This window comes from Mesocryomonas lacus, assembly GCF_055730135.2.
Genome location: NZ_JBUZWE020000006.1, coordinates 42,738 through 68,472, shown reverse-complemented (window position 1 = coordinate 68,472; position 25,735 = coordinate 42,738). Strand labels below are relative to the sequence as shown.

Sequence of the window (25,735 nt, the reverse complement as noted above, 5' to 3'; positions counted from 1 at the left end):
CGCCGCGGGATGTTGCTGCGTTGCCTCTGATAGGATGGTTCCATGCGGTCGAACACGGTGGGATGGCTTCTGCTCGCCCCTACGCTCCTGATCCTCGGCCTGTTCGGGATCCTGCCCTTCATCTACGTTCTCTACGTTGCCTTCCACCAGTGGAACCCGTTCGGCTTCAGTCCGGACATGATCTACAACGGCGCCAAGAACTTCCGCCGGCTGGTGTTCGACAAGGAGTTCCTTTTCTCACTCTGGGTGACGCTGAAGTTCGCCTTCTTCGCCGTCGGCAGCGAGATCGTGCTCGGCTATTTCCTGGCGCAGCTGTTCACCCGGGAATTCCCTGGAAAAGCTTTCTTCCGGACGATCCACACCCTTCCGCTGATCGTCGCGCCGATCGTCGTCGGCTCGGTCTGGCGGCTGATGACGACGCCGAGCATCGGCATCATTCCCTATTATCTCAACCTCTGGTTCGGCTACGATCTCAACATCGGCCGCGATGCCAATGCGGCCTTCGTGCTGACCGTCATCATGGACATCTGGCACTGGACGCCGCTGGTGACGCTGACCTTGCTCGCGGCCCTCGTCTCGCTGCCGAAGGAGCCGTTCGAGCAGGCGCAGATCGACGGCGCGAGCAAGCGCCAGATCTTCTGGCATATCACGCTGCCGATGATCCGGCCGGCGATCCTCGCCACCGTCTTCATCCGCCTGATGGACGCGCTGCGCACCGTCGACGAAGTCTGGATGCTGACCGGCGGCGGACCGGGTGCCGCGACGCGCTATGTCGGCCTGCACATCTGGAAGGTGGTCTTCCCGAAGACCGATTACGGCTACGGCTCGGCGATCTCGATCATCGTCCTCTACCTGACCCTCGTGATGTGCTGGATTCTCTACGTCGCGCTCGTCGCCCCCCGTGACAAAAAGAGGGCATCCTGATGCCGACCGAAAAGCCCTACCTCTCGATCCTGCTCTGGGTCATTATCTCATTCGCGACGCTGTTTCCGATCTACTGGCTGTTCGTGATCTCGGTGAAGCCGGCGGTGGATCTGTTCACCACGCCCAGCGCCTTCCTCGATACCATCTACTGGAAGAACTACGTCAACGTGCTCGGCAACGAGACGCTGCAGCGTTACATGATGAACTCGATCATCATCTCCACCTGCAACGCCTTCCTGGTGACGACGCTCGCCTTCATGGCCTGCTACGCCCTCTCGCGCTTCGACTTGGGCGGCAAGGAGAACATCTTCTTCTGGACGATCACCAACCGCATGGCCCCGGCTGCGGTCTTCCTGCTGCCGTTCTTCCTCCTGTTCACCAAGGTCTTCACCTTTGGCGACTGGAAGCTATACGACACCAAGATCGGCATGATCCTGCTCTACTGCACCTTCAACTTGCCCTTCGCGATCTGGACGCTTCGGCCGACCATCGACGGCATCCCGAAGGAGCTCGACGAGGCCGCCACGGTCGACGGCTGCTCGACCTTCCAGGTGATCACGCAGGTGATCTTCCCGCTGGCACGGCCGGGCCTTGCGGTGACGCTGATCCTCACCTGGGTCTTCGCCTGGAACGAGTTCCTGCTCGCGGCGACGCTGACCAGCTTCAACGCCCGCACCATCACCACGGGCCTGTCGGAATACGTGACATCCACCGGTACCGAGTGGGGCACCATGGCGGCGATCGCCATCATCACGCTGATCCCGGCGCTCATCGTCTTCTCGGTCGTCCAGCGGCACATCGTGGCCGGACTGACCTTCGGCGCGGTCAAGGAGTAGCCGAATGAACCAACTCGTCGATCTCGATGCCGCCGACGAAGAGGCCGCCATCGTCGCCGCGACGCCGGAGCGTCACGGCTTCCTGCCGATCGTCACCAACTGGTTCGACCGGCTGTTCATGGGGATCTACCTCTTCGTCGCGCTCGAGCTGTTCTGGCTGCGCTTCGTCGAGAAGCTGATCCCGCTCACCTTTTGCCACATCCTCGCCGTCGCATTGACCGTGCTGATCATCTGGAAGGGCTAAGGAACATGTGCGTGAGAGGAGACGCCCGATGAAGGCGCTGGTGCTCGAAGAAAGAATGAAACTGTCGCTGCGCGACTTCCCGATCGACGAGACGATGGGCGCGCACGACGTGCGCATCAAACTCCACACGGTCGGCATCTGCGGCTCGGACGTCCACTACTACACCCATGGCGGCGCCGGCATCTTCCAGGTCAAGGCGCCGATGATCCTCGGCCACGAGGCATCGGGCACCGTCGTCGAGACCGGCAGCGCGGTTGCGACGCTGAAGGTCGGCGATCGCGTCTGCATGGAGCCGGGCATTCCCGATCCGCGCAGCCGCGCGACGCGCCTTGGCCACTACAACGTCGACCCGGCCGTCCGCTTCTGGGCAACGCCCCCGGTGCACGGCGTGCTGCGGCCGAGCGTCGTTCATCCGGAAGCCTTCACCTTCAAACTGCCGGACAACGTCTCCTTCGCCGAGGCGGCGATGGTGGAACCGCTGGCGGTCGGCGTGCACGCTGCGATCAAGGCCGACGTCAAACCCGGCGACACCGCGCTCGTCATCGGCGCCGGGCCGATCGGCCTCGTCACGGCGCTGTCGGCGCTCGCCGCCGGCTGCGCCCGTGTCTTCGTCAGCGATGTCGACCCGGTCAAGCTGGCGCTCGCCGCGAGCCTCGGGCTGATCACCCCCATCAACGTTGCCGACGAGGACGCAACCGCGGTCATCCTTAAAGCCACAGACGGCTGGGGCGTCGAGGTCGTCTTCGAGTGTTCCGGCAACGGCAAGGCGGCGGCGATGGTGTTCGATCCGCTGTGCCCCGCCGGCCGCGTCGTGTTCATCGGCTCGCAGATGCACGACGTCGCCTACAATGTCGGCAAGGCGATGGTGCGCGAGGCGCGGGTCGAGCACGTCTTCCGCTACGCCCACGTCTTTCCGCGCTGCGTCGCCATGCTGTCGTCGGGCGCCATCGACGTGAAGCCGCTGATCACCCGCACCTTCGCCTTTGACGACAGCGTCGAGGCCTTCGAGACCGCCGCCTCCGCCCCGGCGGGCGAGGTCAAGATGCAGATAGAGCTGCCCCAGTGAGAGGAGTTGCGTAATGGCTGAGGTCAGCGTCAAGGGTATCGTCAAGCGCTACGGCAGCGTCGAGGTCATCCACGGGGTGGATGTGGACATTCAGGATGGCGAGTTCGTCGTCCTCGTCGGCCCGTCCGGCTGCGGAAAGTCGACGCTGCTGCGGATGATCGCCGGGCTGGAGGCGATCTCCGGCGGCACCGTCTCCATCGGCGGCAAGGTGGTCAACGACAAGCTGCCGAAGGACCGCGACATCGCCATGGTGTTCCAGTCCTACGCGCTCTACCCGCACAAGACGGTGCGCGAGAACATGGCGTTCTCGCTGATGATCAAGGGCAGTCCGAAAGCCGAGATCGCCGCGAAGGTCGCGAAAGCCGCCGGCATCCTCGATCTGGAAAAACTGCTCGACCGCTATCCCAAGCAGCTTTCCGGCGGCCAGCGCCAGCGCGTCGCGATGGGCCGCGCCATCGTCCGCGACCCGCAGGTCTTCCTGTTCGACGAGCCGCTATCCAATCTCGATGCGAAGCTGCGCGTCGCCATGCGCGTCGAGATCAAGGAACTGCACCAGCGGCTGAAGACCACTACGGTCTATGTCACGCACGACCAGATCGAGGCGATGACCATGGCCGACAAGATCGTCGTGATGAAGGACGGCCATGTCGAGCAGATCGGCAAGCCGCTGGAGCTCTACGACAATCCCCGCAACATCTTCGTCGCCGGCTTCATCGGCTCGCCCTCGATGAACTTCATCAAGGGCCGGATCGATGCCGCCGAGGGCAAGCCTGTCTTCGTCTCCGAGAAGGGCGCGAGCCTCCCGGTCGGCGAGATCCGGGCGGAGAGGGGGCAGGCGGTTGTCTACGGCATCCGGCCCGAGCACATCGCGATCGGCCCGGGCGGCATTCCGGCCCGCGTCTCGCTGCTGGAGCCGACCGGCTCGGAGACCCAGATCTTCGCCAAGGTCGGCGGCGATGCGATCGACGCGGTGGTCAAGGACCGGATCGACATCCATCCGGGCGACGAGGTCTCCTTCCTCATCGACCCGCGCCGCGCGCACCTCTTCGACGCAAAAACCTCTGCGCGGCTTTGAGTCAGGAGGGATTGCCGATACGGGTTGTGGCCTTCGGAAGCTCAAGACGCCTTCAGTTTTAGGCGCGCTTGAAGCTTTCGGATGCTACCACATCTCTGATGTACCTGGCAGGATTTCCAGCAAATACCGTACTAGGCGGAACATCTTTAGTTGCCACTGACCCTGCACCAATGACGCTATGATTGCCTATCTCCACGCCGGGAAGAACAATGGCGCTATTACCTATCCATACGTTATTTCCGATGGTAATAGCCGACTGCACCACACCCCCACCTTCAGATACCTTATGGTAGTTTGAGTCTTGCATTTGAACGCGATCGCCAATCAGAAAATTGTTTCCGATCGTGATGGAAACTGAGCTTTCCAAGATAACGCCACTGTTGATGAAACTGCGATCGCCGATTAAGATCACGCCACCGAAACCGACGCCAAGACGGGTTCTAGCCCTGATTCCCCGAAATGATACCCGCGAACCAATAGTTATCGTTCCGGCACCGCCAGCGCTCGGCGCCGCGCCAAGGCATACGACACGATCCGCAATTCTGATGCCGCGGGACCGCCACATGGCGGTAACACTAAAAGGCCTTTCACGAAGGCTGAGATTTTGTATCGGTTCAAGAGATGCCTCCTGCAAGCGGTGAACCTGCCGTGAATATTCGACGATTCATCGAGTGGGTTGGATCCACAGCTTCTGAGCGAACAGAGATAGGCTCGTCCTCATCCGGGCAGTTATTCACTAAACACGCATGACCGACTTCGGCAGATCCAAGGGCGAGGCCAGCCTGCTTGCGACATCGACCTTCCGGCGGCTGTCGCGTCGAGGTGGGCAAGGAAGGGATGCGCGCCCTGATAAGCGACTGAGCCGCGAGCGGCGCATGGGCCGCCAATAGCGGCCATAGATGCGGTTCGAGCCGGATCGCTTACACACCGAACCTGGACGATCCCGCGCCCCGTTCGCGAGGGGTCACTGGCTTTGCCTCCAGTTCCTAAGCGAAGCAGCGCTACCCACCCCTGCTTGAGGCGAAGAGGGTCGATCAGACCTTGACGCTTGAATCGGGATCCCTGGGGCTGGACTGGTCGTGGCTGACTATTCCTTCCAGCGGCGTCAAAAGCCTCATGAGCAAATTGCGATATCAAATTAGCCGGGTGTCGCGATGGGCTTTCGAAAAGGGGCGTTTGATTCCCTCGATCGCTGCGACCAGCACGGGACGCTCGACAGTCTGTATGCGCGACTTCGCGCGGTCGACAAAACTCGATGGGAAGTCGCAGCGATCCTGAATATTGTCGAGGGAACAGTGCGTAATCATCTCGCTGCCATCCATCGCAAGCTCGATGTCGGGAGCACAACCCACGCCGTCACCAAGGCGATCCGGCAGCGGCTCATCTCATTCTGAGGATAAAGTCGGTGTCATATGTCGGCGATGATCTGTCGAGCCAACCGCTCTGCCTGCCACGGCATGAACTGCCAGTTCGGCTGGACGCAAGCCTTAGACCGACGTCAAAACCCTGTCAGAACTTGGGGGGCAAATGGTGGTCGCGCACAGGATCGAACTGTGGACCCCCTCGGTGTGAACGTTGTATCGGATATGCCCGGAACCTCTCGCTGTTCCCTTATCCTACTATAATCGTTATGAAAACTACTACTCCATTCCCTTGAAGCTCTCCTGCCTGCCTGTTACCCTAGTAGCTAGCTCGTAGCTAGGAGATGTAAGTGCCGATCACGAAAAGGGATGTTGAAACCGCCATGCCCAACTCGATCATTTGGGATCAGGGGCGGGGAAGCGTAACCGGCTTTGGAGTTCGCCGGCAGCGCCAGTTTCCGGTGTTCATTCTGAAGTTCAGCAAAGCTGGTCGTGGTCGATGGTTCACGATCGGCCGCTTCGGTGCGCCCTGGACGGTAGAAAATGCACGGGCCGAAGCACGCAGACTTCTTGGGCACATTGCTGAAGGCAGAGATCCAGGACAAGAAAAAAATGATGTCCAATCAGTTATACCGACTTCCGTCGCAGACTTATGTGATCGCTACATGGATGCGGCAAATGCAGGCCTAGTATTAACGCGATTCAAACGACCGAAAAAGCCTAGCACACTTCGGGATGATCGAGGAAGAATAGATCGCCACATCAAGCCGTTAATCGGAAAAACAGCCGTCTCAGCTTTAGACAAGCGTATAGTCCGGCAAATGATTTCTGATATTTCGGCCGGAAAAACGGCGGTAGATGAAAAAACTCAAAACAAACGTGGCAGGGCAATTGTCAAAGGAGGGGCAACGGCTGCTGCGAGGGTTGCGGATCTCTTATCGGGAATTATGGCTTGGGCTGTGGATGATGGCTACGTCAGTGCGAATCCTGTTCACGGGGTTCGCCGGCATCGCAGTGAGCCGAGAGATCGGTATCTTTCGAACGAAGAGATCACGATGCTCGGGAGGTTTTTACAGCGTAGCTCGGACGAACCTAGGGAGTTTCATCCATTTGCATTGACAATCGTGGAGCTGCTGGCGCTGACCGGCTGTCGGCTAAACGAGATCGCCGGATTGCGCTGGAGCGAGATTGATTTTCAGGATGGTTGCCTTCGGCTCGCAGACAGTAAAACGGGTCGTAGCATGCGCCCAGTTAGTGACGCCGTGATTTGCAAACTCAGAGATCAGGGAAGGGAGGTTGGGTCGGAATTTGTATTTCCGACGTCTCGCGGCACTGGTTGGTATCAGGGGACAAAGCGCCAGGGAGCATTGATCTTGGCGGCTGCCGGCGTCGATCGAGCTTCAAGTCACACGCTCCGGCATACTTTTGCATCGCTCGCTTCTAACTTGGGATACTCCGACTCGACAATCGCTGGATTATTGGGACACGCCGGCCGTGGTGTCACATCTCGATATGTGCACCGTCCTGATGAAGCGTTGAAGTTGGCTGCCGAGTCCATTAGTACTAGAGTAATGGAACTGATGGCCTACTCGTGATTTTCGGCCAAATCCTGAAAAATAACCGTTTAGATCAGTTTAAAGCAATTTAAGGCTCAAATCCGGTGTTTTTCAAGCTGGTTCAACAGAAAATCGATGTAACAAGTGCAATTAGATCGCCGGGCTACTCGAGCGATTTGTTTTAAAAACTGCCTTCTCACGCTACACCCTCAGCGGCCTTATTCAGTGAACGAGTTATTTCCACAAGAATGGCATTGGTTTTTCTGTGCACCGAAATCGTGAAATCATCATCAAACTTAGACTATTCGCGGTAAGAAAGCTTGTTGCACCGCGCCGGCAATCCGGCCAGAACAACTCGTGGCAAAAGTGGTCATTCGCCACCAGTTCATTCCAGTTAATTTTCCGGTTGCCAAATACGAACGGCAGCTTTGCGCCCAGTCTCGCCGGCCGGTTTGTAGCCGAATTGGGCGGAAGGCGGATGGTCCGCTTCAGATGGCGGGACGCATAAAGCAGACGTTGCGGTAGCACTAAGCGGTCCGGACCACGCCTATGGGAATGGCATGACGATGATGCCGACCGTCAGCGCCATCAAAGCCAGCGTAAGCGCGACCGATCGCAGGAAGGTGACGCCCGAGAAGACTCGGACAATCATGTAGATGACGAGAACCCACAGCCCGATCCAGATGAGTCTGCTCGAAACGAACAGCCAAAGGTCGCCATCCATCGGCTGAAAGTCGTTTAGAGGCACTGCCGCTATGACGACTGCGATGCCCGAAGCCGCGAACAGCACAAGCGGCACGACGGGGAAGAGGCTCGCAGGTCTGCCGCGCCGTGCCGATGCTATGCGCCGTGCGGCGCCTACGACATAGTAGGAAACGAGGGGCGTCAGGGCAGCAAGGCAGACGATGGCAACGCGGCCTGCCTGCGATCGGGTTGGAAGGTCCTGCGCACGCGCCAATCGTGCGAGCCAGATGCCATGCGCGAAGGTAAGACAAACGCCCATTACGATGAAGATAGCTAGGATCTTCAGCATCGGAACGATGGCGTTGGCATTCACGAACATGCCGATTTCGCTTCCGCTTCACAAATGAGCCGGATGTCTACGACTTCACCACCACCAAGGGAGTGGCTCGGTTCATTCTCTTTCAAAGCCAGACATCTCGATCCGCAGGCGCAAATGCTCATCGGCGTCGATCTGGCGGATGGAGATGTTGTTCGCCTGCCCCTCCGGCGTCCAGGCGAAGGGGAAGACCATGAGCACGTGTTCGAATGACGGCTTCGTTTCACAGCCCATACGCCCAGCGTGCGTGTTTTCGCCGTAGAGGAGGTCGAGATCGCCGCCGAGGCACCATGCGACGAAGTCCGAGTGGCCAACATCAAGCGACGCCCAGCGCTGGTCGTCGGCAGGGAGATGAAAAATCTCGCCACGGTCCTCGGCTCCGAACCCGCCGCCGTTCAATGCGAAGAGGCCGCCGAACGCATCGTCGCCGACCAGTAGAATATCGGACAGTCCACGGCCTGCAGCAGTCGCGGCTGCTTGATTGGCCTGGAGCAGCGAGCGCTTCGGCCCCGAGCCCCACAGGCGGATCAGACCGCCAGCGACCGACACCCCTCCTGTTTCGAAGGCTATTGCCCCAAGGATCGAACGGGTGGAGACACTAAGGTGAAGGAGCGTCCTTTCCGCGAGGTCCGGGTCACGTTCCAGAATAACGGTGGGGCCGGCAGCGGAGCGCACGGCCCACTCTCGCAGGAGAACGATCCCAGGGTCCTCGCTGTCGACCAGGTCGCTGATATCCAGAGCCACTTCCTGTCTTCGATCATCAAGCTCCATACATCGTCGAACCTGATCGCGCTGCAATGGCATTGGCTGCTTTCGGGTGTCGGGAAAATGAGCGCTCGCAGCTTCGATGGATTGAAACAGAAGGCCGAGTTCCGGAGCGTCCACTTCCCAGGCGCCGATCGGCTCGACCGGGTGGGAAGACGACGACCCTCTTTTTCGCAGCTTTAGGTATCAAAAGCCAGCAGCGGACAGCAACTCACGCCTCGCCGAAGCCGTCCAAAAGCCAACCTTGGCTCCTCGATCCGAGCGGACGCCTAGTTCCAGCCGACCGACATCAATCAGGACGTCGCGTATTCTCGGCGATCTGCTCCAACAGCGCGATGACCCGAGCGAAGCCGACCAGCAAAGCACCGGAAAGCAAACCTCCGAAGGCGGCGCCCAAAACGGCGGGGTTGCCCGCCATGAAGCTGACGGGGATTAGAAAAACGGCCAAGGCGACCGAGACGATGCCGATTGCTTTAAGGACGACACGGGACATTCACATACCACCAAGATGTAGCTGAAGGGCTGCGCTGCGTGTAGCTGCCGCAACACGGTCGCGGAACTAGTGCAATAAGACCAGTGTACGGCAGCATTCCCTTTTAGCATTGCGGACGCGGAGGATCGGCAAACAACCTGAGGGCATACCATGACGTTTCGAATGGATCGGAGTTGGTGGCTTTTGCTACCTGATGCTGCTTTTTCGGTCACCTACGGAGAAAGCTGACGCAAGCCTGGGAACTCCTGCTCCAGAAGTTCGGAAGGGATCGCTATGTGCTGCCATCGTGTGTCGGACAAGCGATAAACGCCATGCTTCGCGTCAAACACGAACAGCGTGTCGGCGACGCCCTGCACTCGGATCGGCTGCGCTGTGGCAGAGACCTCGACCGGCAGGGCTGGCTCGAATGGGATCAGGCCGGATCCGCTCCATTCGTACAGGGCGGAGTCTGAGCTCAAGACGATCTTCCCGTTCAAACCGGTGATGCTAGTGAGGTTGTGAAACCGATCTGCCTCGGCGGTAAGGTTCTCGACCTTGCCTGCCGTGTCGACCTTCAGGACGGTGCCGGCGGAGCCGACCGCCCAGAACCAGTTCCTATCCCACAGGACGTCCATGAGTTCGGCCTGTGTCCTGATGTCGATCCGGCTCCATCCAGCCTTGCCCTTTATCGCTGCGAAGCCTGTGTTCACCCCGGCCAGTCCGGCCTTGGCAGCCCATTCCTCTGCCTGGCGACTGAGGATCTCGAAGCGTTCGAGATCGCCAGCCTTTGCGGCTTCAAGCTGTTCCCGCTCTATCTCCTCTGGCGGCTCCCAAAAGCCGGGCTCGATCGTTCCGACCATGAGTGCCGAGCTGTCGTCGGCCTGCGCTATCCCGGATATCTTCCCCCGATGGGCGACCGTCTTCGCTTCGACCGGGAGCCTCTGCCACATCCCGTTGTCCGACCGCTGGTAGAACTGTCCCGACGTGCCAAACGCGTGGAGGCGACCGGCGAGGGTCGCCAGGCCGGTGATCGGTCCTGAACCATCTGCATCCTCGCTATAGACGCCTGCACCTGGGATCTTCGTCGCAACCGGAGCGGCCACGGTAGTATCGAAGTCGTAGACGTCACCTTCGTCGCTGACGCCTGCGCAGCCCCGCCCACCTGGATGGGAGGGCGGGGCCAAGTCGACGACGTTGCGTCGGACGTCGACGCGCCCCCATGGCTGGTCGAGGCTTCCGTCGAAGAGAAGCACGATGGAAAACGGATCGTCCGGCTGCATCTCGTTAATTGCAATGCAGAACCGATCGGGGCCAAGTGCGTATGCGGCCCTCAGGCTTTGTGCATCATCCATCACTATTGCGCTCCGAGCATACGACTTCTCAGTTGAAGGTCGGCTTTTGGGATCGTCGGTCAATAGCCGCATGGTCTCAGAAGGGTCGATTGCGGAGTGGCGGCTTTTCTCGTGTACGCCCGAAAGCTGACAGTCGGCTTTCGGCTTATTGGGGAGTAGGAAATTATTTGCAGCTTGGGTAGAAAGCGGGAGGGCTGGTGTAGAACCATAGGAAGCCACTAGCTGCCGCTCTCAAGCCGGCGTTCACCATTTGAAACCGAAATCTCAATTCCGTTTCAGATTTCGCGGATGAGGGCTCGTGGTTTCAAATTGGTTAAGTTTGAATTCAACGGTTCATTGATAGCAGGTCAAAATGCCGAAAAACGAGGCTTCATCTAACGCCGAGCTTTCTGAAATCTACCGCCTCTACATCGAGTGTTTGAACCGACAGGATTGGTCTGATCTCGAACGCTTCGTCAATGACAACGTCGAGCACAACGGTCGTCCACTCGGCCTTGCTGGGTATCGAGAAATGCTGATGAAGGACTTTCGAGACATTCCTAATCTCCATTTTCAGATCGATTTTCTGGTCACTAGCGCCCCTCGCGTTGCTGCTCGATTGATGTTCAATTGCACCCCGAAAGACGGTTTTCTTGGCTTGAAAATTGGTGGCCGTAAAGTCTCTTTCACGGAAAACGTCTTCTATGCGTTCAGAGAAACAAAGATCGTTTCAGTATGGTCGATCGTGGATAAATCCGCGATTGAAGCCCAGATCGACGGCTAGGGAATTCTCGTTTTCGAATAAATTTCCTTGTATTCTGTTTGAAGCTCTGACCGTCCGCTTCAGCGTTATCTCGCCAGCCGCTTCAGCGTGATCTCGCCAGTCCCATCTGTGGCTGCGTGGGGTCGAGAGCGGAAGGCGCTGTTCAGGCGTCTGCTTCCTCTGCGCCAATCGGCTCGACCGGGTGGAAGGCCGTCGGTCAGCTTTCGAAGTCAGCTTAGGTAAGTGGACCAACGCGAGAAGATGTTTCCCACACGGTGACGGCGTCGACCCTCCGAGTGGCGGGTCACGGCGCCTGATTAAGGGCAAACAGCCTGTTCCGCCGGCGCAGGCCGGGCCGTCTCGGCGACACAGCTCAGCCGTTCAGGTAACGGGCATGTCATCCTGCGAGGATTGCCAGCAGTTTCTTGCGTTCTTCGGCGTTGACGAAGCCGAGAAGCAAAATGGCCGCGGCGGTGCGCGATCGCAGGCGAAGGGTCCGGTCGTCGTACTCCCCCGCTGTCCAGAAAGATAGTGAACCTCTAAAGGCGATAGCCAACTGGTCCGGAAGAAAGCTGAGCGCCAGGTCACGCGTTGCATCGATGAGACCGCGGCCATCGCCAAGGGCTTCGGCCCACAGCGCTCTCGATTGCGAAGAGATGTCGCCAGGCTCCTCGCTAGGTGCGCCGATCGTCCCCATCACGACCCGGTTCACCCCCGGCGCTTCCAGCATGACGGAGACGGCGACATCCACGGTTGCGAGGACACGGGCAGCCACGGTTCCATGGGGCAGGTCCCGGACCAACCGCTCCTGCATGAGATCGATCCGGCGTTTCGACAGCGCCAGCATTATGGCGGCTTTGTTGCCAAACTGGTTGAACGGCGTGGCGAAGCTCAGCTCCGCCTCGGTCGCAAGGTCTCTCATGGAGAAGGCTGCATTGCCCCGGACGAGAAGTCGTTCGGCGGCGTCCAGCACTCGCTCTCGTGTGGATGGTTTCTGCGGTGGGTGGGTCTTGTCACTGGTCATATAATTTTATATCTTGATATAATCTCGAATATCAATGGAGATTCCATGTCCGCTTCAAAGACATTTCTCATCACCGGTGTCAGCTCCGGCCTTGGCCAAGCCTTCGCCCGTGGCGCCCTTCAGGCCGGCCATAAAGTGATTGGTACCGTGCGCCGAGGCGCCGACGCGGATGCCTTCGCTTCGTTCGCGCCCGGGCGGGCCCATCCGCTGGTCCTCGACGTGACCGACTACGACGCGGTTCCGGAAGCTGTCACTGATGCCGAGCGCCAGGTCGGTCCGATCGACGTCCTGGTGAACAATGCCGGGTACGGTCACGAGGGAGTTCTTGAAGAGTCGTCTGTCGACGATCTCCAGCGCCAATTTGCCGCCAACGTGTTTGGACCGGTAGCGATGATCAAGGCAGTTCTGCCGGGCATGCGCGAACGTCGTCGGGGGCATATCTTCAACGTCACCTCGATGGGCGGCTTCATCACCATGCCGGGCATCACCTTCTACTGCGGCAGCAAGTTTGCCTTGGAAGACATTTCCGAGGCGCTGGGTAAGGAGGTGGCAAGCTTTGGCATCAGTGTCACCGCCCTTGCACCCGGCCAGTTCCGCACCGACTGGGCAGGGCGCTCGATGGACCGGACGCCCCGGAGTATTCCGGACTACGACGCGGTGATGGATCCAATACGCGCCGCCCGGCAAGCCAAGAGCGGCAACCAGCCCGGCGATCCGGCAAGGGCAGCGAAGGCCTTGCTGGAGTTGGTCGAGGCAAAGGACCCGCCGGTGCGGCTATTCCTGGGTGGGGATGCCCTGTCCTTAGTAGACGCCAAGCTGGATGCCATGAAAGCGGAACTCACCGTTTGGGATACCCTCTCGCGTTCCACCAACTTCGCGGCATAGACCCGCGCTCACATCGGAGAAGCGGCCATGCCCATTATAACAGTCGACGGTGTCTGCGAGATCAATTTCGTGCGGGCGGGGCCCGTTGGAGGAACGCCTCTCGTGTTTCTCCACGCGGTCGGCTTGGACCTGACGTGGTGGAGTGCGCAAGTGGAGGAGTTCGGGCGCGACTACGATGTCGTCGCTCTCGACCTCCCGGGGCACGGATTGTCGGGAGGTCTTGCCGTCAAGCCCAGCTTCGACGCGATGACCGCTGCGGTGGAGGCACAGATTGCTCATCTGGCTGCCGGGCCCGTTCATCTGGTGGGTATATCGTTTGGTGGCATGATCGCGCAGACTTTGGCTTTGCGACGTCCAGACCTCGTATGCTCCCTATCGCTGGTCGCCACGCTTTGCACTTTCCCTGACGCCGTCCGACGCGCGCTACGCGAGCGTGCCCGGGTTGCCAGTGCCGATGGGATGGCGAAGATCGCAAAGCTTTCGAACGAGCGGTGGTTCACCCCAGACTTCCGTGCTCGGCGTCCGGATATGCTTGACCGGGCCACGAGAAGCCTTTTGTTCCAATCCCCGGACTTTCACGCGTCGATCTGGGATTTGATCGCGGATCTCGATCTGGAGGCTCAACTTCCTTCGATCTTCTGCCCGACCCTCGTGGTGGTGGGAGGCAAGGATATCAACGCTCCAATGGCAGCAGGGCAGCGGATAGCCGCCCTCATCCCCGGTGCCGAGTTACATGAGATGGAAGGCCTAGGTCACTTTCCGCCGTTTGAGGCACCCGTGGCTTTCAACGTCGTTCTCAAAAACTTCCTTGGCATGGTTGGCAAGCGATGACCCGCTGGAGGGCCTGAAATCAATACGACAGCGCTCCGTTGGTTGGGGTGGTATCCTGCCTCAGAAAGCGCAGACGGCCGAAAGGCAGCAGATCGAACGGCCGCTTTCGGGTTGACCGTTCGGAGCCGAGAACGACCTTAGAGAGACTTATACGGAAGGGCCGCTATCAGCGACGGTAACTCAGAAGCGGACGGGCCGCTTTCGGCCCACTGCGGTATCGGAAATCATTTCCGGACGGGGTGGATTAGGTCTGTCCGCTGTTGGACTCAGACAGAGAAAAGCGGATATTCTTTTTTCCAAGGCCACGTTTCAGCCGGGGCGGAGGTCGCTTACGAGCGTTGGGATGAGTTCAGACACCGTGGGGTGGATGGGCACGGCACGTTGGAAGATCGTAAAGGGGAGGTCGGCGTTCATTACGTTGAGGATGCTATGGATTGCCTCGTCGCCTTCGACTCCCAGAATTGCAGCACCGAGGATTCGGTGGGTTTGTGCGTCGGCCACGAGTTTCATAAAGCCCTGCGTTTCGCCTTTCTCGACTGCTCGCCCCACCCGGCTCATCGGTCGCTTGGCAAACAGAAGCGACCGGCCGCTCGTGCGAGCCTGCGCTTCTGTCATGCCGACACGGCCGAGTGGTGGGTCGATGTAAAGCGCGTAGGCGGGAATGCGCTGGTCGAGGCTGCGCGTTCCGCCATCCAGGAGATTGGCGGCGAGAATCTCGTAGTCGTTGTAAGCAGTGTGAGTGAAAGCGCCGCGCCCGTTGCAGTCGCCGAGCGCGAAGATACCCGGCACGCTTGTCTCCAGCCGATTATCCACCTCAATGTAGCCACGAGCGTCTGTTCGAATGCCTGCCGCATCGAGGCCGAGATCGTCGGTGTTCGGGCGCCGCCCGACCGCCACCAAAACATGGCTTCCAACGACCTCCGGCGCGCCGGCGCGGCAATCCACGCGGACCGCGGTGCCGTCCACATGAGGCGCGAAGGAAATGCATTCTGCGGACGTGCGGACCTCGACGCCCTCTGTCTCGAGAATCACCCGTACTGCTTCCGAGATGTCTTCGTCCTCCCGCGCAACCAGGCGTGGTCCCTTTTCGACCACCGTCACGGCCGCTCCGAAGCGGCGGTACATCTGCGCGAACTCCAGTCCTATGTAGCTGCCGCCAATCACCACGAGGTGGCGCGGCAGCGTGTCCAGCGCGATCATGTCGGTGTTCGTCATTATTGGAACCTCGCCGATGCCCGGCAGGTCCGGCATGTGGGCGCGGCCGCCGACGTTCAGGATGATCAACGGAGCAGTAAACCTGTCGGACCCGACAGCGAGTGTATGAGCGTCGAGGAAGCGGGCATGGCCGCGGATCAGGGTCAGCCGATCCATGTTCTCCAGCCAGATTTCATTGCTCTCCCGGGCGTTGCGCGACACCGTGGCGGCGCGGGCTTGGACGAAAGGCATGTCGACTGCGACTTCGCCAGACAAGGCGATGCCATACTTCGCCGCCTGCCGAGCCATGGCCACAACCTTCGCGCTGGCGACGAGCGTCTTCGTCGGCATACAGCCGGTGTTCACGCACGTACCACCGACAAGGTGGCGCTCAATCAGTGCGACTGTCCGCCCCGCTTCAGTAAGGCGGGCGGCGAGCGAGGGACCGGCTTGGCCCGCCCCGATAATAATCGCATCGAAGGCACGAGTCATGTGGCTGCCGACACGATCAGAAGGGCACCGGGGATTGCAGTCGCGTCCTCTACATGCGCGGCTGGCAGGTCGCGCCGGATGGCTGCGGCAAGCCTACCTCTGGCGGCCGCCCCGCCTAAGGTACCGATTACCGCCCCGACGACGCCCGCCACCGCCCGAAGCAAGGACGAGCCCACTGCGTAGCCGACTGCGGCCCCGCTCATGGCGGCAGCCAAGAGTCGGGTCCCGAACTGCACGGGCCCGGCGTTGTTGACCACCATGGTCACTGAGTCATCGGCGCTAAGACAATCTTCGGTCCGCTTGAGGCCCGCCGGATCGCTCAGGTCCAGGACAAGTAATTCGATCGAGCGTCCTGTCTTGGCGAGGCTAGCCTTAAGCTCCCCTAGCCGTTCGTCGTTGCGCGCTATCACAACGACGTCGTAGTACCGCCGAGCGAAGCGTTCAGCGAAGGCGGCACGGATGCGGGGCGACGCGCCCGTAACTATGGCGTGGTTGAGCTTTGATAGCATGACTGGTGCCTTCCAGCAGAGAGGGGATCCCCGCGCTCAGGGGGCGTACGGATCCAAGAACACAGTTTTGCGTCGGTAAAGAAGCTTCAGCAGTATACATCCGCATCGGCGACGCCGGTACATACGTCGATGCCATTCTCAGTCAGGGCCAATTCTCAGAGCAGGTGCATCGACCGATCTGACAGAGCCGTTCGACACAGTGCTTCTAGAAAGCTATCTCGGAGACTTGGCCTCGCGCTTTGATCTACGATGATGCCACGGAGCGAACCGTTAACATCGTTGACGATGACCCGCCTTTCAGCGACAGCAAATTGCTGGCCATATACGATCTGCACTGATCGGCTCAGATGGGATTCCAGCGGAATGGCAGCTTTTTTAGAGATCGCCCCGGAAGCGGAAGGACCGCTTTCAGCCCAATGACGTCGGACCTTAAAACGCTGCGTTGGGTGGAAGAACGAACCCGCTTCCACGGGAACGGCGGCGGCTTCGTCGTTGGTGGACTGACATGAGCGCGCTGCGCTGATTGAGCGTCGCCCGGTGCGGGCGGCCGATCCTGGCTCCTTCACCCAGACGGAGCCTTCCCATGACGACCTCCATCATTCCCGCCGCCACGGTCAGTCCATTGCGCCAGCGCCTGATCGCCGACATGACGATGCGCCGGTTTTCGGCGGATACGCAGCGCAACTACCTGCGCGACGTCGGACGTCTGGCCTCGTTTCTCGGGCGCTCACGCGGGCAGTACCACGCTCTTGCCGCCATCGGCCATTGCAATCGACCCGACCATAAAGCTTGCTTCGTCGGATGCAAGAAAGGCAATCACTTTCGCGATTTCCTCTGGCTGAGCCGCCCGGCCGATCGGTGCGTTTTTGCCAAAATCGGCGAGCGCCGAGGGGCCGTCCTCGTGGATATGATTGAGGATATTGGTCACGGTATCGCCCGAGCCCACCGCATTCACGCGAATGCCGTGGTCGATCGCCTCCACGGCAAGCGTCCGGGTGAACTGCGCAAGAGCACCTTTCGAGGCGGCATAGGCCGCGATCGAGGGAAAAGTTTGAAAGCAGGCATACGAGCCTACATTGATGATGGCCCCACTCCCGTTGGGAATCATCGCACGCATGGCTTCACGCGAGTGCAGGAACACGCCCCGAATGTTGACCGCGAAGATGCGGTCCCAGTCGTCGAGGGTCATATCCACCACCAGCTTATTGATGATGATGCCCGCATTGTTCACGAGGATGTCCAGCCGACCGAAATGCTCAATCGCAGCGGCCACGGCCTCTCGGGCGGCGCCTTCTTCTGCTACGTCGGCAACGAGGGGGAAGATACCGGGTCGGGCAAGAGAATTGACCTCGGGATTGCGGTCCTCCGCGACAACCGATGCGCCACGCGCGTGAAGCAACTCCACGGTAGCGCGGCCTATCCCACTTGCGGCGCCAGTGACGATCGCGACCTTGCCCACGAAATCTCCTGCTGTGTTCATCGTATTCATATCTAGGCTCCTTATGATGTCGAAGACACTATTTAGGCCCGCCACATCATGATCATAATACCGCAAATTTTGGATGAGCTATCCTGCTGTGAGGCTACAATCGCTCAAGGCTTTCCTGCGTCCCGCAAGGAGGCGACGAAGGTTTTCACCGCAGTCGACCGCTGACGATGCGGGGTGTAGTAGAGCGCAAAGCCCGGAAAGGTGGCAGAGTACTCCGTCAAGAGGGGGAGAAGGCACCCTGCAGTGATGAGCGTCTGCACCTCGCTCTCCAGCCAAAATGCTATGCCGGCCCCCGCGACCGCGGCATCGAGCGCTGCCCGCTGATCGTTGAATGCCAACGGACCGGCTACAGCCACGGAGAACCACGCACCGTTTTCGCAAAACTCCCAATTGTACGCTCCATGGCCTGGCCACCGGAAGCAGATACAGAGATGGTCGCGAAGCTCGCGCGGATGAAGCGGCGCACCGTGTTGCTTGAGATATGCCGGAGCCGCAACGGCGATTTGCCGTACATTAGGTTGCAGTGGAAAGGCAATTACATCCTGATCCAGCAACTCGCCCAGCCTTATCCCTACGTCGAACCGCTCGGAAACGATGTCCACGCCAGCATCGTCAATCTGAACCTCCACGCTGATCTGCGGGAAGCGGCGAACGAACTCAGGCAGGAACGACCGTAAGAAGAGTTCGTATCCTAGGCGTTGCGCATGAACCCGTACCAGACCAGCGACTTCACCACTCATCGCGCCTGCTTCGCTCAGAGCTGCCTCGATTTCTTCGAACGCCAAACCGCAACGTGCGGCCAGGCGTTCGCCCGCGGGCGTAGGGCTGACGCTGCGCGTGGTGCGATTCAGAAGTTGGACGCCGACATTGCGTTCCAATCGGCGAATCGTCGCGCTGAGTGCAGAGCGCGACACGCGAAGCTCTCTGGCAGCGGCGACGAAACTGCCGCGATCGATGATAGAGCGCAACGCGCGAAGGTCAGAATAATACCGGTCGGACATCGTCGTCCTAAGCACAGATGCTAAACTCCAACGGACCTACATGCGCTATCATGAACGGGAGATTCTACTGGCGCGACACGACGAGATGCGAGGCAAGATGTCGATCTCGCTCGGTCCCGAACGATGTGATCCAGTCGAGGAGTTTGAGTTCGAGCGGATTACTCCGCAGATCTTGCAGGCACGTGGATCACGCTCGGCTCATCTGCAAGCATCGGTGCCAAGGCTGCCATGAATTGCGCATGGGCTCTGCCTGGTTCGAAAACCTCGACATGGGCGGCGAGATCGCGCCAATCGACCTCGAGGAGGTAGAGATCGGCATGGTCTAGCGCCGGAACAAGGCGATGCCGGATGTGCCCGTCCGCGTCCGCCAGAAGTTGAGCGACGCCAGCGAAGGCGGCTTCAAAGGCTGGTCCAGCGTCAGGCTTGACGCGCAGGACGACGAGTTCTGTGATCATTTTAGGTCCTCGGAATAGATCGGCCGACCGTGGGATGGTCCGATGGTCGGCCGGCGCAATGCCTAACTAATTTAAGGGAGCACGACCGTCTCTCCGGTGACGTCGATCGCAACCTTTCCGCGAAGCCGTCGGGGCCCTTTGCTTTCGAGCAGTTCATGGGCCTCGCTCATCCGGGCAAGCGGCAAGATCGCACCGATCACCGGCTTCACGAGGCCGCGCTCGACGAGGTTCGTCAGTCCGTCCAACTTGCCTCTGTTCTGGCGGGTGAAGACGAAATGGTATGCGGCGTTCTTGCCCCAGGCCTCGACAAGGTTCTGCGGCTGCGCGATGTCGACGAGGCTGACGACACGCCCCATGTCTGCCAGCGCCAGTGGGCTTTTCGAGAGGGCGTCCCCACCGATGGTGTCGAAGACGACGTTCACCCCTTGCCCCCCGGTCAACTGCGAGACGGCGTCGACATAGTCCTCCGAGGTAAAATCGATCACCTCATCCGCCCCGAGGCCGCGGACAAATGCGTGGTCGTCCTTCCGCGCTGTCGTGATCACCCGTGCCCCCATCGCTTTCGCAACCTGGATCGCGATGGTGCCGACGCCCCCGGCACCGCCGTGAATGAGAATGGTCTCGCCGACGGCGAGCTGGGCACGCGTGACGAAGGATTCCCACACTGTTCCACCAACGAGGGTGAGGCTTGCCGCTTCCAGATGACTGATGTTGCGCGGCTTGCGGCCTACAAGCTCGACATCGGCGACGTGCTGCTCGGCATAGGACCCGGGGCCACCAAAAATCTTGGGCGTGTAATAGACCTCGTCCCCGACGCCGAATTCGCTGACATGCGATCCTACCTCCTCAACGACCCCGGAAATGTCATGGCCGATGATGGCGGGAAGTGGCACGTAGTCGGCATAGTCGCCCCGGCGGATCTGGTAGTCGAGAGGATTGACGGCGGTTGCGTGGACACGCACCCGCACCTGCCGCGGCCCGACCGCCGGTATGGGAACGTTGCGCAGCACAAACGCGTCAGCGCCGCCGAAGCGGCCAAGCACGATAGCCTTCATGGTATCGGTCATTGCGAAATCTCCTTGGTGCGATCGACGTTCGAAGCAGCTTTGAAGATGCCCGACGTCTCTGACGGCTCATGACGGAGGACATCTCGGTGACATGTCTCCGAGGCTATGAGTGCCGCCGGTCCAGAGGCTGACGATGCCTCTCGACCTATTTGGCTTGCCAGGCTGTCCGATAGTAGTCGGGTGAAAGCCGAAGCAGCTTCAAGGATTTTTTGAAGCTGCTGTACGATCGAATTCTCATTTGACGATGGCATTTGCCGGGAGGCGAAGACTTTCAGCGCGTCAATGCCTGTGATCGATCCACTCGAACCGCCAAATCGCGGTCCCAGTACGGCTCCGGGCCAAACCGGGCGACGAGCCAGTCGATGAAAACCCTGACCTTAGGGGCCAGTTCGCGGTAGCTTGGATAGAGCGCCCAGAGGGTCTGCGTCGACACCAGGGGATAGTCGGAAAGGATGGGGACGAGCGCTCCGGTCCGAAGCTCGTCGGCCGCGCACCAGGTTGCCATGAGGGCGACCCCAAGCCCGGCACAGGCGGCGTCGCACACCGCGCCGCCATCGTTGATCCGCAGCGCCGGCGTCACCCGCTTGGCGATCGATTTCCCGTTCGCCCCTCTGAAGGTCCAAAGGTCCAGGGTGCCGACGACCAGGCAGGTATGCGTGTCGAGATCCTCGGGGTCACGGGGGTGACCCTTGCGCTCGAGATATCCCGGCGATGCTACAAGGACACGGCGATCGGGCGCGAGCCGCCTCGCCACGAAAGATGAATCGCTGGGCTCGGTATAGCGAACCGCGACGTCGAACGCTCCTTCGACAAGATCGACCACGCTGTCGGAGAGCCGCATGTCGAGCTTGAGAGCTGGATAGCGGGCGGTGAACTCGGAGAGGCCGGGCACGATATGCATCCGGGCGAAGGAGGAGGGGGCCGCGATCCTCAGCGTACCCGTCGGCATCGTTTGCTCGCGCCCCAGGGCGGCACGCGCAACGTCGGCGGCGTCCAGAAGGTGCTCGGCGTGCGGCAGGAAGGCCTGACCGTCCTCCGTCAAGGTCGCCATCCGTGTCGTCCGGTGAAGGAGGCGAGCGCCGAGACGTTTTTCAAACGACTGGAGCCGGGCGCTGGCTGCGGCGGGGGCCAGGTTGAGGTCGCGTGCCGCTGCGCTGATGCTGCCCAATCGAGCAATGCGCACAAAGAGGGTCAAGTCACTGAAGTCCAAGGCTTCATCCAAACTGCTGGAGGTCGTCGATAGGGCGGACGGTGTCTGAATGCCTCGGTGATCGTGACGGCTACCCAGCATCACCGAAAAAGTTGCGTTCGAGGCTGTTGCCTTTGCCGCGCGACTTAAAGCTGACGTTCCTGGCTCTTTCGAGGGCGCTGCGCCACCCGTGTTTCAAAAATGGGCGAGCCCCGTCTCAAGTCTCCACCTCTCGCGAGGCCGAAATTGCCCCCGCGGCGACAATCAAGGCACCACCGGCAACGATGCCAATGCTCGGGACGGCAAAGCCACAGGCGATCAGAATCAGGGCCCCGGCCAAGGGCGTCCCATAGGCCATGATGGCGAGCAGCCGCCTGTCGCCGCGCCGAATGCCGTTGTCCCAGGCCAGGGCGCCCAAGGCCAGAGGCAGGATGCCGACCAAGAGCGCCAGCAGCAGCGAGCTGACGGAGGGCACGACCGTCGTCTCCAGCGCGAAGTGCAGGACGGCGCCGAGCACTGCCGAAGCGGCAAAGCCGCTGGCCAGGACGTTGCTGGCGTCCTTACCCTCGTAAAGGCGAAACAGGCAGAACGCCGCCCAGGTGAGACCACTTCCCAGCGCCAAGCCGATGCCCGTCCACGACAGGGTGAACCCGCTGCCGCCGATCACCAGCGCGGCCCCGGCCAGCCCGATTGCGACGCCGAGCCTTTGCCTCCAGGTCACCGACATCAGCCCGAGCGCACCGCCCATGACCACGATCATGACGGGCCAGAGATAGGCGATCAGGTTCGCTTGTGCAGGCGGAATGCTGTCCATCGCAAACACGTAGAGAGCATTGGAGATGAGGTAGCCGACCACCGCCATGGCGATCGTTACCCATTGCGACAGCCGGCCTGGAGAGGCAGCAGCCTTGACTGGGCGGGACCGATCTAGAGCGAAAAGGAGCAGCGCACCGGCGCCGAAGGCGATGGCGAGCAGCTCGAAGGTTGGCAGGCGGCTGTCGGGCGCCGGAACCTGCCCGGACAGCGTCGCCAAGAGGGGCCACGTCGCCCACAAGGGAATGGCCGACAGGCCAACAAGCGTCCATGTGCTCCGTCTTTCCCAGAAACGTTGAGGTTCGGGCGCCGTCGGCAGGGACATCTGCAAGGTGAGATCACCCATGGCTCAGTTCCTTCCCAGTCAAATAATGACGCAGCACCGCGAGAGCTTCACGATCGTTGGTCAGAGCACTCCGAGCGCAGCGACATCTCCCCCGCTGGCCTTCAAAGCCGTGGCTGGTGCCACAGCGTTTGCACGAAGCGCGCGACCTCCGCTGCCAGCTCAAGATCCTCCGGTGTTCCACCACCGAAGCCCCCGTGCGGCATGGCTTCGAACACGTGCAGTTCCGCCGCAACGCCGACTTTGCGTAACGCGCGGTGCAGCCGAACTGCGTTGGACAGAAACAGGTCCCGAGTACCCGACTGAATGAACGTCTCGGGAAGCCCCCTTAGATCGCCAAACAGCGGAGAGAGGTATGGGTCCGAAAGATCGGCTCCGTCTGCGTAGAGACGGTTTGCGGCAGCAAGGGAGGATGGGAGCACAACGTCCACCCAGCGGTTGACCTCAAAACTGTCTCCGGACTCGGTGAGGTCGACCTCCGGAGAGAGGAGGACCATTCCGGCGGGGACCTGCAGGCCCTCGGCCTTGGCGCGAAGCATCAGCGCAACGGCGAGGTTCCCACCCGCTGAGCGACCTGCGACGACGATTTTGGTGGGGTCGTAGCGGTCCAAGACGTAGCGGTATGCCGTCAGGCAGTCGTCCAGCGCGCAGGGGTATGGGTGTTGCGGCGGCATTCGATAATCAACGCTGTAGCAGGGGATGCCATGCCGGTCGGCCTGCATCCGCGCTCCTTCGCGGCAGGCATCGCCGCCGCCAAAGACCAGGGCGCCACCATGAAGGTCGATCATCGCGCAGCCCGGATGAGCCGACGTTTCGGGACGAGCCACGTGAATGACAGCATCGCCCATCGCAATCGTCTCGACAGGGGAGCGCAGCGTGGCTGCGAGGGCCCGCGCAGCCTGATCGTATTGCGAGCCGACAGCAGCCTTCATCGCGTTCCACGCTGCGTGATCGTCCGGCGAGGGCATCTGGTAGAGCGCGTTCAGCGGCACTCCGTCCTCGCCTATGAGGCGTTCAAGGGCAGCCCTGGCCTCCGGGCTGATAGAGATAGGTAACGGAAGGCTGCGTCTCGGCACGGCGACGCCGCGAAAGTCTGGTTCGGTCACGGTTCGATCCTTTCGATGGCTGACGTCGCTCTGCAGACGATGGAGGGAGGGATGAACGACATCCTCCCTTGCGTTGTTTGCGTCGATCAGCCGGCCTCACCAGAGGCAGGCGCGGTCCTATGTGCCGGCCAGGCCAAGCTGCTGCTGCATCACGGAAGCCGCATTGTAGCAGTGGAACGAGGTAATCTTGCCGTTCTCCAGATGGAAGACGTCGCAGCACGGCACGTCGATCGTCCGGCCCGTCGGTGCCAGAATTCCCGAAGGAAGCGCCAACTCGCCCTTGTGCGTCCCGCGAATGGCAAGCTCGACCACGACGACGTTTCCCGTGACGTAGATTTGGAACAGTTCGCGGTGAATATCCGGGAAAGCAGCGGTGAGCGCGCCGATGTAGTCGCCGATGGCCTTGCCGCGCTGCGTCGCCCCGGCGGGAATGTCGGTCATGTATCCATCGTCCGAGAAGGTGGAAACGAACGTCTTCATATTGAACATGTCTCCTTCCGCGACGGCGTAGAGCTCCCGAATGATCGTCTCGTTGTCACTCATGGCCTGTCCTTTCGGTTTTTGATTGGCGGTTCCGCGGCCGCCCGTTCGCACGGTCGCGAACCTTCTCGACGCCCGGTCTAGATCTGCGCCTGTCCGCCATCGGCGAAGAGCTCGCTGCCATTGACGAAGCTGCTCTCGTCGGAAGCCAGAAAGAGGGCCGCAGCAGCCGTTTCGTCGGGTGTCCCCATCCGCCCCAGCGGAACCTGCGCTTCCATCGCCGCGACGAAGGCCTGCTTTGCCTCCGCGGTTGAGGAGAGACCGTGCAATCCCGGGGTCGAGGTGGGACCCGGGACGAGGACGTTCACGCGGATCCGGCGGGGTGCCAGGTCGAGGATCCAGCCGCGGGCAAAACTGCGGATCGCCGCCTTACTGGCACCGTAGACGCTGAAGGCCGGCGAGCCCGTGCTGGCGGCCGTAGACCCGGTGAGGATCACCGAGGCCCCGTCGACGAGAAGCGGCAGCGCCTTCTGCACGGTGAACAGCGTTCCCTTGACGTTCGTCGAAAAGGTGCTTTCGTAGTCCTCCTCGGTGATATCGGCGAGGGAGGCGAACCTTCCGCCGCCGGCATTGGCAAACAGCACGTCGATCCGGCCGGCTTCCTTCCGCACAACGTCATAGAGCCTGTCGAGATCGGCCAGGTTGGCGATGTCCCCCTGCACTCCCTGGGCGCCGTGGCCGACCTCGGCCACCGCGGTGTCGAGTTCACGCTGCCGGCGTCCGGTCATGAACACCCGCGCGCCCTCCTGCGCAAAACGTTTGGCGCTGGCCAGTCCGATGCCGCTATTGGCACCGGTGATGACTGCGATCTTGTTGTCGAGCCTGCCCATCGTCTTCTCCTTTTTCATAAGGGCGATATAGACAGGCGCTAACATCGGAAATAGTACATACCAAAAGGTAAGTGAGAGATTTCACGATGAGCACGAGTGATCCCGATTGCGGCCTCGACATCGCGCTGGCGGTCATGGGCGGCAAGTGGAAGCCGCTGATCCTGTATCATCTCGGGCACGGCCCGAAGCGGTTCGGAGGCCTTCGGCGGTTGGTCACCGGCATCAGCGAGAAGGTGCTGATCCAACAATTGCGCGAGCTGGTCGGGGCCGGCGTGCTGGTCAGGCACGACTACCGGGAAGTGCCGCCGAAGGTCGACTACACCGTGACGCCTTTCGGCCAGACGCTTGTCGATGCACTCCGGCCCCTGTGCGCGTGGGGGACGTCGCACCGGGTTCACGTCGAGGAGATGCTGGACTCCCCCGTGGTTGATCAGGATCCCGCCCATCGATCGTCGTGACAGCCGACGGCGCACGAGGGCGCGCGCAAACCGGGCGAAAGTGACCTCATCCCATG

Annotated in this window: 29 protein-coding genes; 11 read left to right on the top strand and 18 right to left on the bottom strand. The window is 60.8% G+C overall.

The genetic code is table 11. The features are described 5' to 3' along the window. The first annotated feature begins 42 nt into the window (after nt 1-42). The 5 genes from ACZLZY_RS11180 to ACZLZY_RS11160 are packed head-to-tail and all read left to right on the top strand — an operon-like array spanning nt 43 to nt 4,145. Nucleotides 43-924, top strand: a complete 882-nt coding sequence (locus tag ACZLZY_RS11180; RefSeq protein ID WP_472933980.1) for a carbohydrate ABC transporter permease — start codon at nt 43-45, stop codon at nt 922-924. After that, nucleotides 924-1,760, top strand: coding sequence for a carbohydrate ABC transporter permease (locus ACZLZY_RS11175; RefSeq protein WP_472933979.1), 837 nt, complete (start codon nt 924-926; stop codon nt 1,758-1,760). The genes ACZLZY_RS11180 and ACZLZY_RS11175 overlap by 1 nt, the downstream gene beginning before the upstream one ends. A 4-nt stretch (nt 1,761-1,764) precedes the next feature. After that, complete coding sequence (locus tag ACZLZY_RS11170; RefSeq protein ID WP_472933978.1) at nt 1,765-2,004, top strand: DUF2160 family membrane protein; 240 nt, start codon at nt 1,765-1,767, stop codon at nt 2,002-2,004. A 28-nt stretch (nt 2,005-2,032) separates the two neighbouring features. Beyond that, complete coding sequence (locus ACZLZY_RS11165) at nt 2,033-3,070, top strand: NAD(P)-dependent alcohol dehydrogenase (protein WP_472933977.1); 1,038 nt, start codon at nt 2,033-2,035, stop codon at nt 3,068-3,070. A gap of 13 nt (nt 3,071-3,083) precedes the next feature. After that, nucleotides 3,084-4,145, top strand: coding sequence for an ABC transporter ATP-binding protein (locus ACZLZY_RS11160; protein WP_472933976.1), 1,062 nt, complete (start codon nt 3,084-3,086; stop codon nt 4,143-4,145). Between the two features lie 58 nt (nt 4,146-4,203). On the opposite strand, the gene ACZLZY_RS11155 is transcribed toward ACZLZY_RS11160, so the two are convergent. Then, on the bottom strand, nt 4,204-4,779 hold the full coding sequence (locus ACZLZY_RS11155) for an acyltransferase (RefSeq protein ID WP_472933975.1): 576 nt from the start codon (nt 4,777-4,779) through the stop codon (nt 4,204-4,206). A 499-nt stretch (nt 4,780-5,278) separates the two neighbouring features. After that, entirely contained in the window at nt 5,279-5,467 is a 189-nt protein-coding gene (locus ACZLZY_RS11150; protein ID WP_472934215.1) for a hypothetical protein, read from the bottom strand. On the opposite strand from ACZLZY_RS11150, the gene ACZLZY_RS11145 reads away from it, so the two are divergent. Together ACZLZY_RS11145 and ACZLZY_RS11140 are read left to right on the top strand one after the other, a co-directional pair. After that, nucleotides 5,441-5,539: a helix-turn-helix domain-containing protein gene (locus ACZLZY_RS11145; protein ID WP_472934202.1), complete on the top strand. Its 99-nt coding sequence runs from the start codon at nt 5,441-5,443 to the stop codon at nt 5,537-5,539. The two genes, ACZLZY_RS11150 and ACZLZY_RS11145, sit on opposite strands and share 27 nt — an antisense overlap. A gap of 317 nt (nt 5,540-5,856) precedes the next feature. Continuing rightward, nucleotides 5,857-7,101, top strand: a complete 1,245-nt coding sequence (locus ACZLZY_RS11140) for a site-specific integrase (RefSeq protein WP_472933974.1) — start codon at nt 5,857-5,859, stop codon at nt 7,099-7,101. Nucleotides 7,102-7,609: 508 nt separating this feature from the next. On the opposite strand, the gene ACZLZY_RS11135 is transcribed toward ACZLZY_RS11140, so the two are convergent. The 4 genes from ACZLZY_RS11135 to ACZLZY_RS11120 all read right to left on the bottom strand — a co-directional run bounded on the left by ACZLZY_RS11135 (nt 7,610) and on the right by ACZLZY_RS11120 (nt 10,711). After that, nucleotides 7,610-8,125, bottom strand: coding sequence for a hypothetical protein (locus ACZLZY_RS11135; protein ID WP_472933973.1), 516 nt, complete (start codon nt 8,123-8,125; stop codon nt 7,610-7,612). 72 nt (nt 8,126-8,197) lie between these two features. Then, nucleotides 8,198-9,007, bottom strand: a complete 810-nt coding sequence (locus ACZLZY_RS11130) for a DUF2625 family protein (RefSeq protein ID WP_472933972.1) — start codon at nt 9,005-9,007, stop codon at nt 8,198-8,200. A gap of 169 nt (nt 9,008-9,176) precedes the next feature. Further along, a complete protein-coding gene (locus tag ACZLZY_RS11125; RefSeq protein WP_472933971.1) occupies nt 9,177-9,380 on the bottom strand; it encodes a hypothetical protein in 204 nt (67 codons plus the stop codon). A gap of 212 nt (nt 9,381-9,592) precedes the next feature. Next, nucleotides 9,593-10,711, bottom strand: coding sequence for a hypothetical protein (locus ACZLZY_RS11120; RefSeq protein ID WP_472933970.1), 1,119 nt, complete (start codon nt 10,709-10,711; stop codon nt 9,593-9,595). 352 nt (nt 10,712-11,063) lie between these two features. On the opposite strand from ACZLZY_RS11120, the gene ACZLZY_RS11115 reads away from it, so the two are divergent. Further along, entirely contained in the window at nt 11,064-11,474 is a 411-nt protein-coding gene (locus ACZLZY_RS11115) for an ester cyclase (protein ID WP_472933969.1), read from the top strand. Nucleotides 11,475-11,850: 376 nt separating this feature from the next. On the opposite strand, the gene ACZLZY_RS11110 is transcribed toward ACZLZY_RS11115, so the two are convergent. Further along, nucleotides 11,851-12,426 (bottom strand): TetR/AcrR family transcriptional regulator, encoded by a 576-nt coding sequence (locus ACZLZY_RS11110; RefSeq protein ID WP_472933968.1) that lies wholly within the window; start codon nt 12,424-12,426, stop codon nt 11,851-11,853. A 96-nt stretch (nt 12,427-12,522) separates the two neighbouring features. On the opposite strand from ACZLZY_RS11110, the gene ACZLZY_RS11105 reads away from it, so the two are divergent. Continuing rightward, nucleotides 12,523-13,362 carry an oxidoreductase gene (locus tag ACZLZY_RS11105; protein WP_472933967.1) on the top strand — a complete coding sequence of 280 codons (840 nt, stop codon included), beginning with the start codon at nt 12,523-12,525 and terminating at the stop codon, nt 13,360-13,362. Between the two features lie 27 nt (nt 13,363-13,389). Continuing rightward, nucleotides 13,390-14,193 carry an alpha/beta fold hydrolase gene (locus ACZLZY_RS11100; protein ID WP_472933966.1) on the top strand — a complete coding sequence of 268 codons (804 nt, stop codon included), beginning with the start codon at nt 13,390-13,392 and terminating at the stop codon, nt 14,191-14,193. Between the two features lie 309 nt (nt 14,194-14,502). Here the strand turns inward: ACZLZY_RS11100 and ACZLZY_RS11095 are convergent, their stop codons facing one another. The 11 genes from ACZLZY_RS11095 to ACZLZY_RS11045 form a co-directional block, all read right to left on the bottom strand. After that, nucleotides 14,503-15,879: an FAD-containing oxidoreductase gene (locus ACZLZY_RS11095; protein ID WP_472933965.1), complete on the bottom strand. Its 1,377-nt coding sequence runs from the start codon at nt 15,877-15,879 to the stop codon at nt 14,503-14,505. Then, a complete protein-coding gene (locus ACZLZY_RS11090) occupies nt 15,876-16,388 on the bottom strand; it encodes an SDR family NAD(P)-dependent oxidoreductase (protein WP_472933964.1) in 513 nt (170 codons plus the stop codon). Before ACZLZY_RS11090 ends, ACZLZY_RS11095 begins: the two co-directional genes overlap by 4 nt. 727 nt (nt 16,389-17,115) lie before the next feature. Then, nucleotides 17,116-17,877 carry an SDR family NAD(P)-dependent oxidoreductase gene (locus tag ACZLZY_RS11085; protein WP_472933963.1) on the bottom strand — a complete coding sequence of 254 codons (762 nt, stop codon included), beginning with the start codon at nt 17,875-17,877 and terminating at the stop codon, nt 17,116-17,118. A 104-nt stretch (nt 17,878-17,981) separates the two neighbouring features. Next, a complete protein-coding gene (locus tag ACZLZY_RS11080) occupies nt 17,982-18,878 on the bottom strand; it encodes a LysR family transcriptional regulator (protein ID WP_472933962.1) in 897 nt (298 codons plus the stop codon). A gap of 158 nt (nt 18,879-19,036) precedes the next feature. Continuing rightward, nucleotides 19,037-19,333 (bottom strand): antibiotic biosynthesis monooxygenase family protein, encoded by a 297-nt coding sequence (locus ACZLZY_RS11075; protein ID WP_472933961.1) that lies wholly within the window; start codon nt 19,331-19,333, stop codon nt 19,037-19,039. A 71-nt stretch (nt 19,334-19,404) separates the two neighbouring features. After that, entirely contained in the window at nt 19,405-20,400 is a 996-nt protein-coding gene (locus ACZLZY_RS11070; protein WP_472933960.1) for a zinc-dependent alcohol dehydrogenase family protein, read from the bottom strand. A 271-nt stretch (nt 20,401-20,671) separates the two neighbouring features. Then, nucleotides 20,672-21,610: a LysR family transcriptional regulator gene (locus ACZLZY_RS11065; protein WP_472933959.1), complete on the bottom strand. Its 939-nt coding sequence runs from the start codon at nt 21,608-21,610 to the stop codon at nt 20,672-20,674. A gap of 196 nt (nt 21,611-21,806) precedes the next feature. Next, nucleotides 21,807-22,748 carry a DMT family transporter gene (locus ACZLZY_RS11060; protein WP_472933958.1) on the bottom strand — a complete coding sequence of 314 codons (942 nt, stop codon included), beginning with the start codon at nt 22,746-22,748 and terminating at the stop codon, nt 21,807-21,809. Nucleotides 22,749-22,849: 101 nt separating this feature from the next. Then, a complete protein-coding gene (locus ACZLZY_RS11055) occupies nt 22,850-23,851 on the bottom strand; it encodes an alpha/beta hydrolase (RefSeq protein WP_472933957.1) in 1,002 nt (333 codons plus the stop codon). 117 nt (nt 23,852-23,968) lie between these two features. Then, nucleotides 23,969-24,394, bottom strand: a complete 426-nt coding sequence (locus tag ACZLZY_RS11050) for a nuclear transport factor 2 family protein (protein ID WP_472933956.1) — start codon at nt 24,392-24,394, stop codon at nt 23,969-23,971. Between the two features lie 77 nt (nt 24,395-24,471). Next, a complete protein-coding gene (locus ACZLZY_RS11045) occupies nt 24,472-25,221 on the bottom strand; it encodes an SDR family oxidoreductase (protein ID WP_472933955.1) in 750 nt (249 codons plus the stop codon). Between the two features lie 86 nt (nt 25,222-25,307). Between ACZLZY_RS11045 and ACZLZY_RS11040 the strand changes: the two genes are divergently transcribed. Next, nucleotides 25,308-25,679: a winged helix-turn-helix transcriptional regulator gene (locus tag ACZLZY_RS11040; protein WP_472933954.1), complete on the top strand. Its 372-nt coding sequence runs from the start codon at nt 25,308-25,310 to the stop codon at nt 25,677-25,679. Nucleotides 25,680-25,735: the final 56 nt, after the last annotated feature.

What these genes read in the sequence shown, in the direction of transcription:
- ACZLZY_RS11060 (WP_472933958.1), bottom strand. Translation starts at nt 22,748, where the DNA reads ATGGGTGATCTCACCTTGCAGATGTCCCTGCCGACGGCGCCCGAACCT.
- ACZLZY_RS11080 (WP_472933962.1), bottom strand. Translation starts at nt 18,878, where the DNA reads ATGTCCGACCGGTATTATTCTGACCTTCGCGCGTTGCGCTCTATCATC.
- ACZLZY_RS11100 (WP_472933966.1), top strand. Translation starts at nt 13,390, where the DNA reads ATGCCCATTATAACAGTCGACGGTGTCTGCGAGATCAATTTCGTGCGG.
- ACZLZY_RS11090 (WP_472933964.1), bottom strand. Translation starts at nt 16,388, where the DNA reads ATGCTATCAAAGCTCAACCACGCCATAGTTACGGGCGCGTCGCCCCGC.
- ACZLZY_RS11075 (WP_472933961.1), bottom strand. Translation starts at nt 19,333, where the DNA reads ATGATCACAGAACTCGTCGTCCTGCGCGTCAAGCCTGACGCTGGACCA.
- ACZLZY_RS11105 (WP_472933967.1), top strand. Translation starts at nt 12,523, where the DNA reads ATGTCCGCTTCAAAGACATTTCTCATCACCGGTGTCAGCTCCGGCCTT.
- ACZLZY_RS11180 (WP_472933980.1), top strand. Translation starts at nt 43, where the DNA reads ATGCGGTCGAACACGGTGGGATGGCTTCTGCTCGCCCCTACGCTCCTG.
- ACZLZY_RS11050 (WP_472933956.1), bottom strand. Translation starts at nt 24,394, where the DNA reads ATGAGTGACAACGAGACGATCATTCGGGAGCTCTACGCCGTCGCGGAA.
- ACZLZY_RS11045 (WP_472933955.1), bottom strand. Translation starts at nt 25,221, where the DNA reads ATGGGCAGGCTCGACAACAAGATCGCAGTCATCACCGGTGCCAATAGC.
- ACZLZY_RS11170 (WP_472933978.1), top strand. Translation starts at nt 1,765, where the DNA reads ATGAACCAACTCGTCGATCTCGATGCCGCCGACGAAGAGGCCGCCATC.
- ACZLZY_RS11125 (WP_472933971.1), bottom strand. Translation starts at nt 9,380, where the DNA reads ATGTCCCGTGTCGTCCTTAAAGCAATCGGCATCGTCTCGGTCGCCTTG.
- ACZLZY_RS11175 (WP_472933979.1), top strand. Translation starts at nt 924, where the DNA reads ATGCCGACCGAAAAGCCCTACCTCTCGATCCTGCTCTGGGTCATTATC.
- ACZLZY_RS11135 (WP_472933973.1), bottom strand. Translation starts at nt 8,125, where the DNA reads ATGTTCGTGAATGCCAACGCCATCGTTCCGATGCTGAAGATCCTAGCT.
- ACZLZY_RS11040 (WP_472933954.1), top strand. Translation starts at nt 25,308, where the DNA reads ATGAGCACGAGTGATCCCGATTGCGGCCTCGACATCGCGCTGGCGGTC.
- ACZLZY_RS11160 (WP_472933976.1), top strand. Translation starts at nt 3,084, where the DNA reads ATGGCTGAGGTCAGCGTCAAGGGTATCGTCAAGCGCTACGGCAGCGTC.
- ACZLZY_RS11120 (WP_472933970.1), bottom strand. Translation starts at nt 10,711, where the DNA reads ATGGATGATGCACAAAGCCTGAGGGCCGCATACGCACTTGGCCCCGAT.
- ACZLZY_RS11150 (WP_472934215.1), bottom strand. Translation starts at nt 5,467, where the DNA reads ATGGATGGCAGCGAGATGATTACGCACTGTTCCCTCGACAATATTCAG.
- ACZLZY_RS11085 (WP_472933963.1), bottom strand. Translation starts at nt 17,877, where the DNA reads ATGAATACGATGAACACAGCAGGAGATTTCGTGGGCAAGGTCGCGATC.
- ACZLZY_RS11115 (WP_472933969.1), top strand. Translation starts at nt 11,064, where the DNA reads ATGCCGAAAAACGAGGCTTCATCTAACGCCGAGCTTTCTGAAATCTAC.
- ACZLZY_RS11070 (WP_472933960.1), bottom strand. Translation starts at nt 20,400, where the DNA reads ATGACCGATACCATGAAGGCTATCGTGCTTGGCCGCTTCGGCGGCGCT.
- ACZLZY_RS11095 (WP_472933965.1), bottom strand. Translation starts at nt 15,879, where the DNA reads ATGACTCGTGCCTTCGATGCGATTATTATCGGGGCGGGCCAAGCCGGT.
- ACZLZY_RS11165 (WP_472933977.1), top strand. Translation starts at nt 2,033, where the DNA reads ATGAAGGCGCTGGTGCTCGAAGAAAGAATGAAACTGTCGCTGCGCGAC.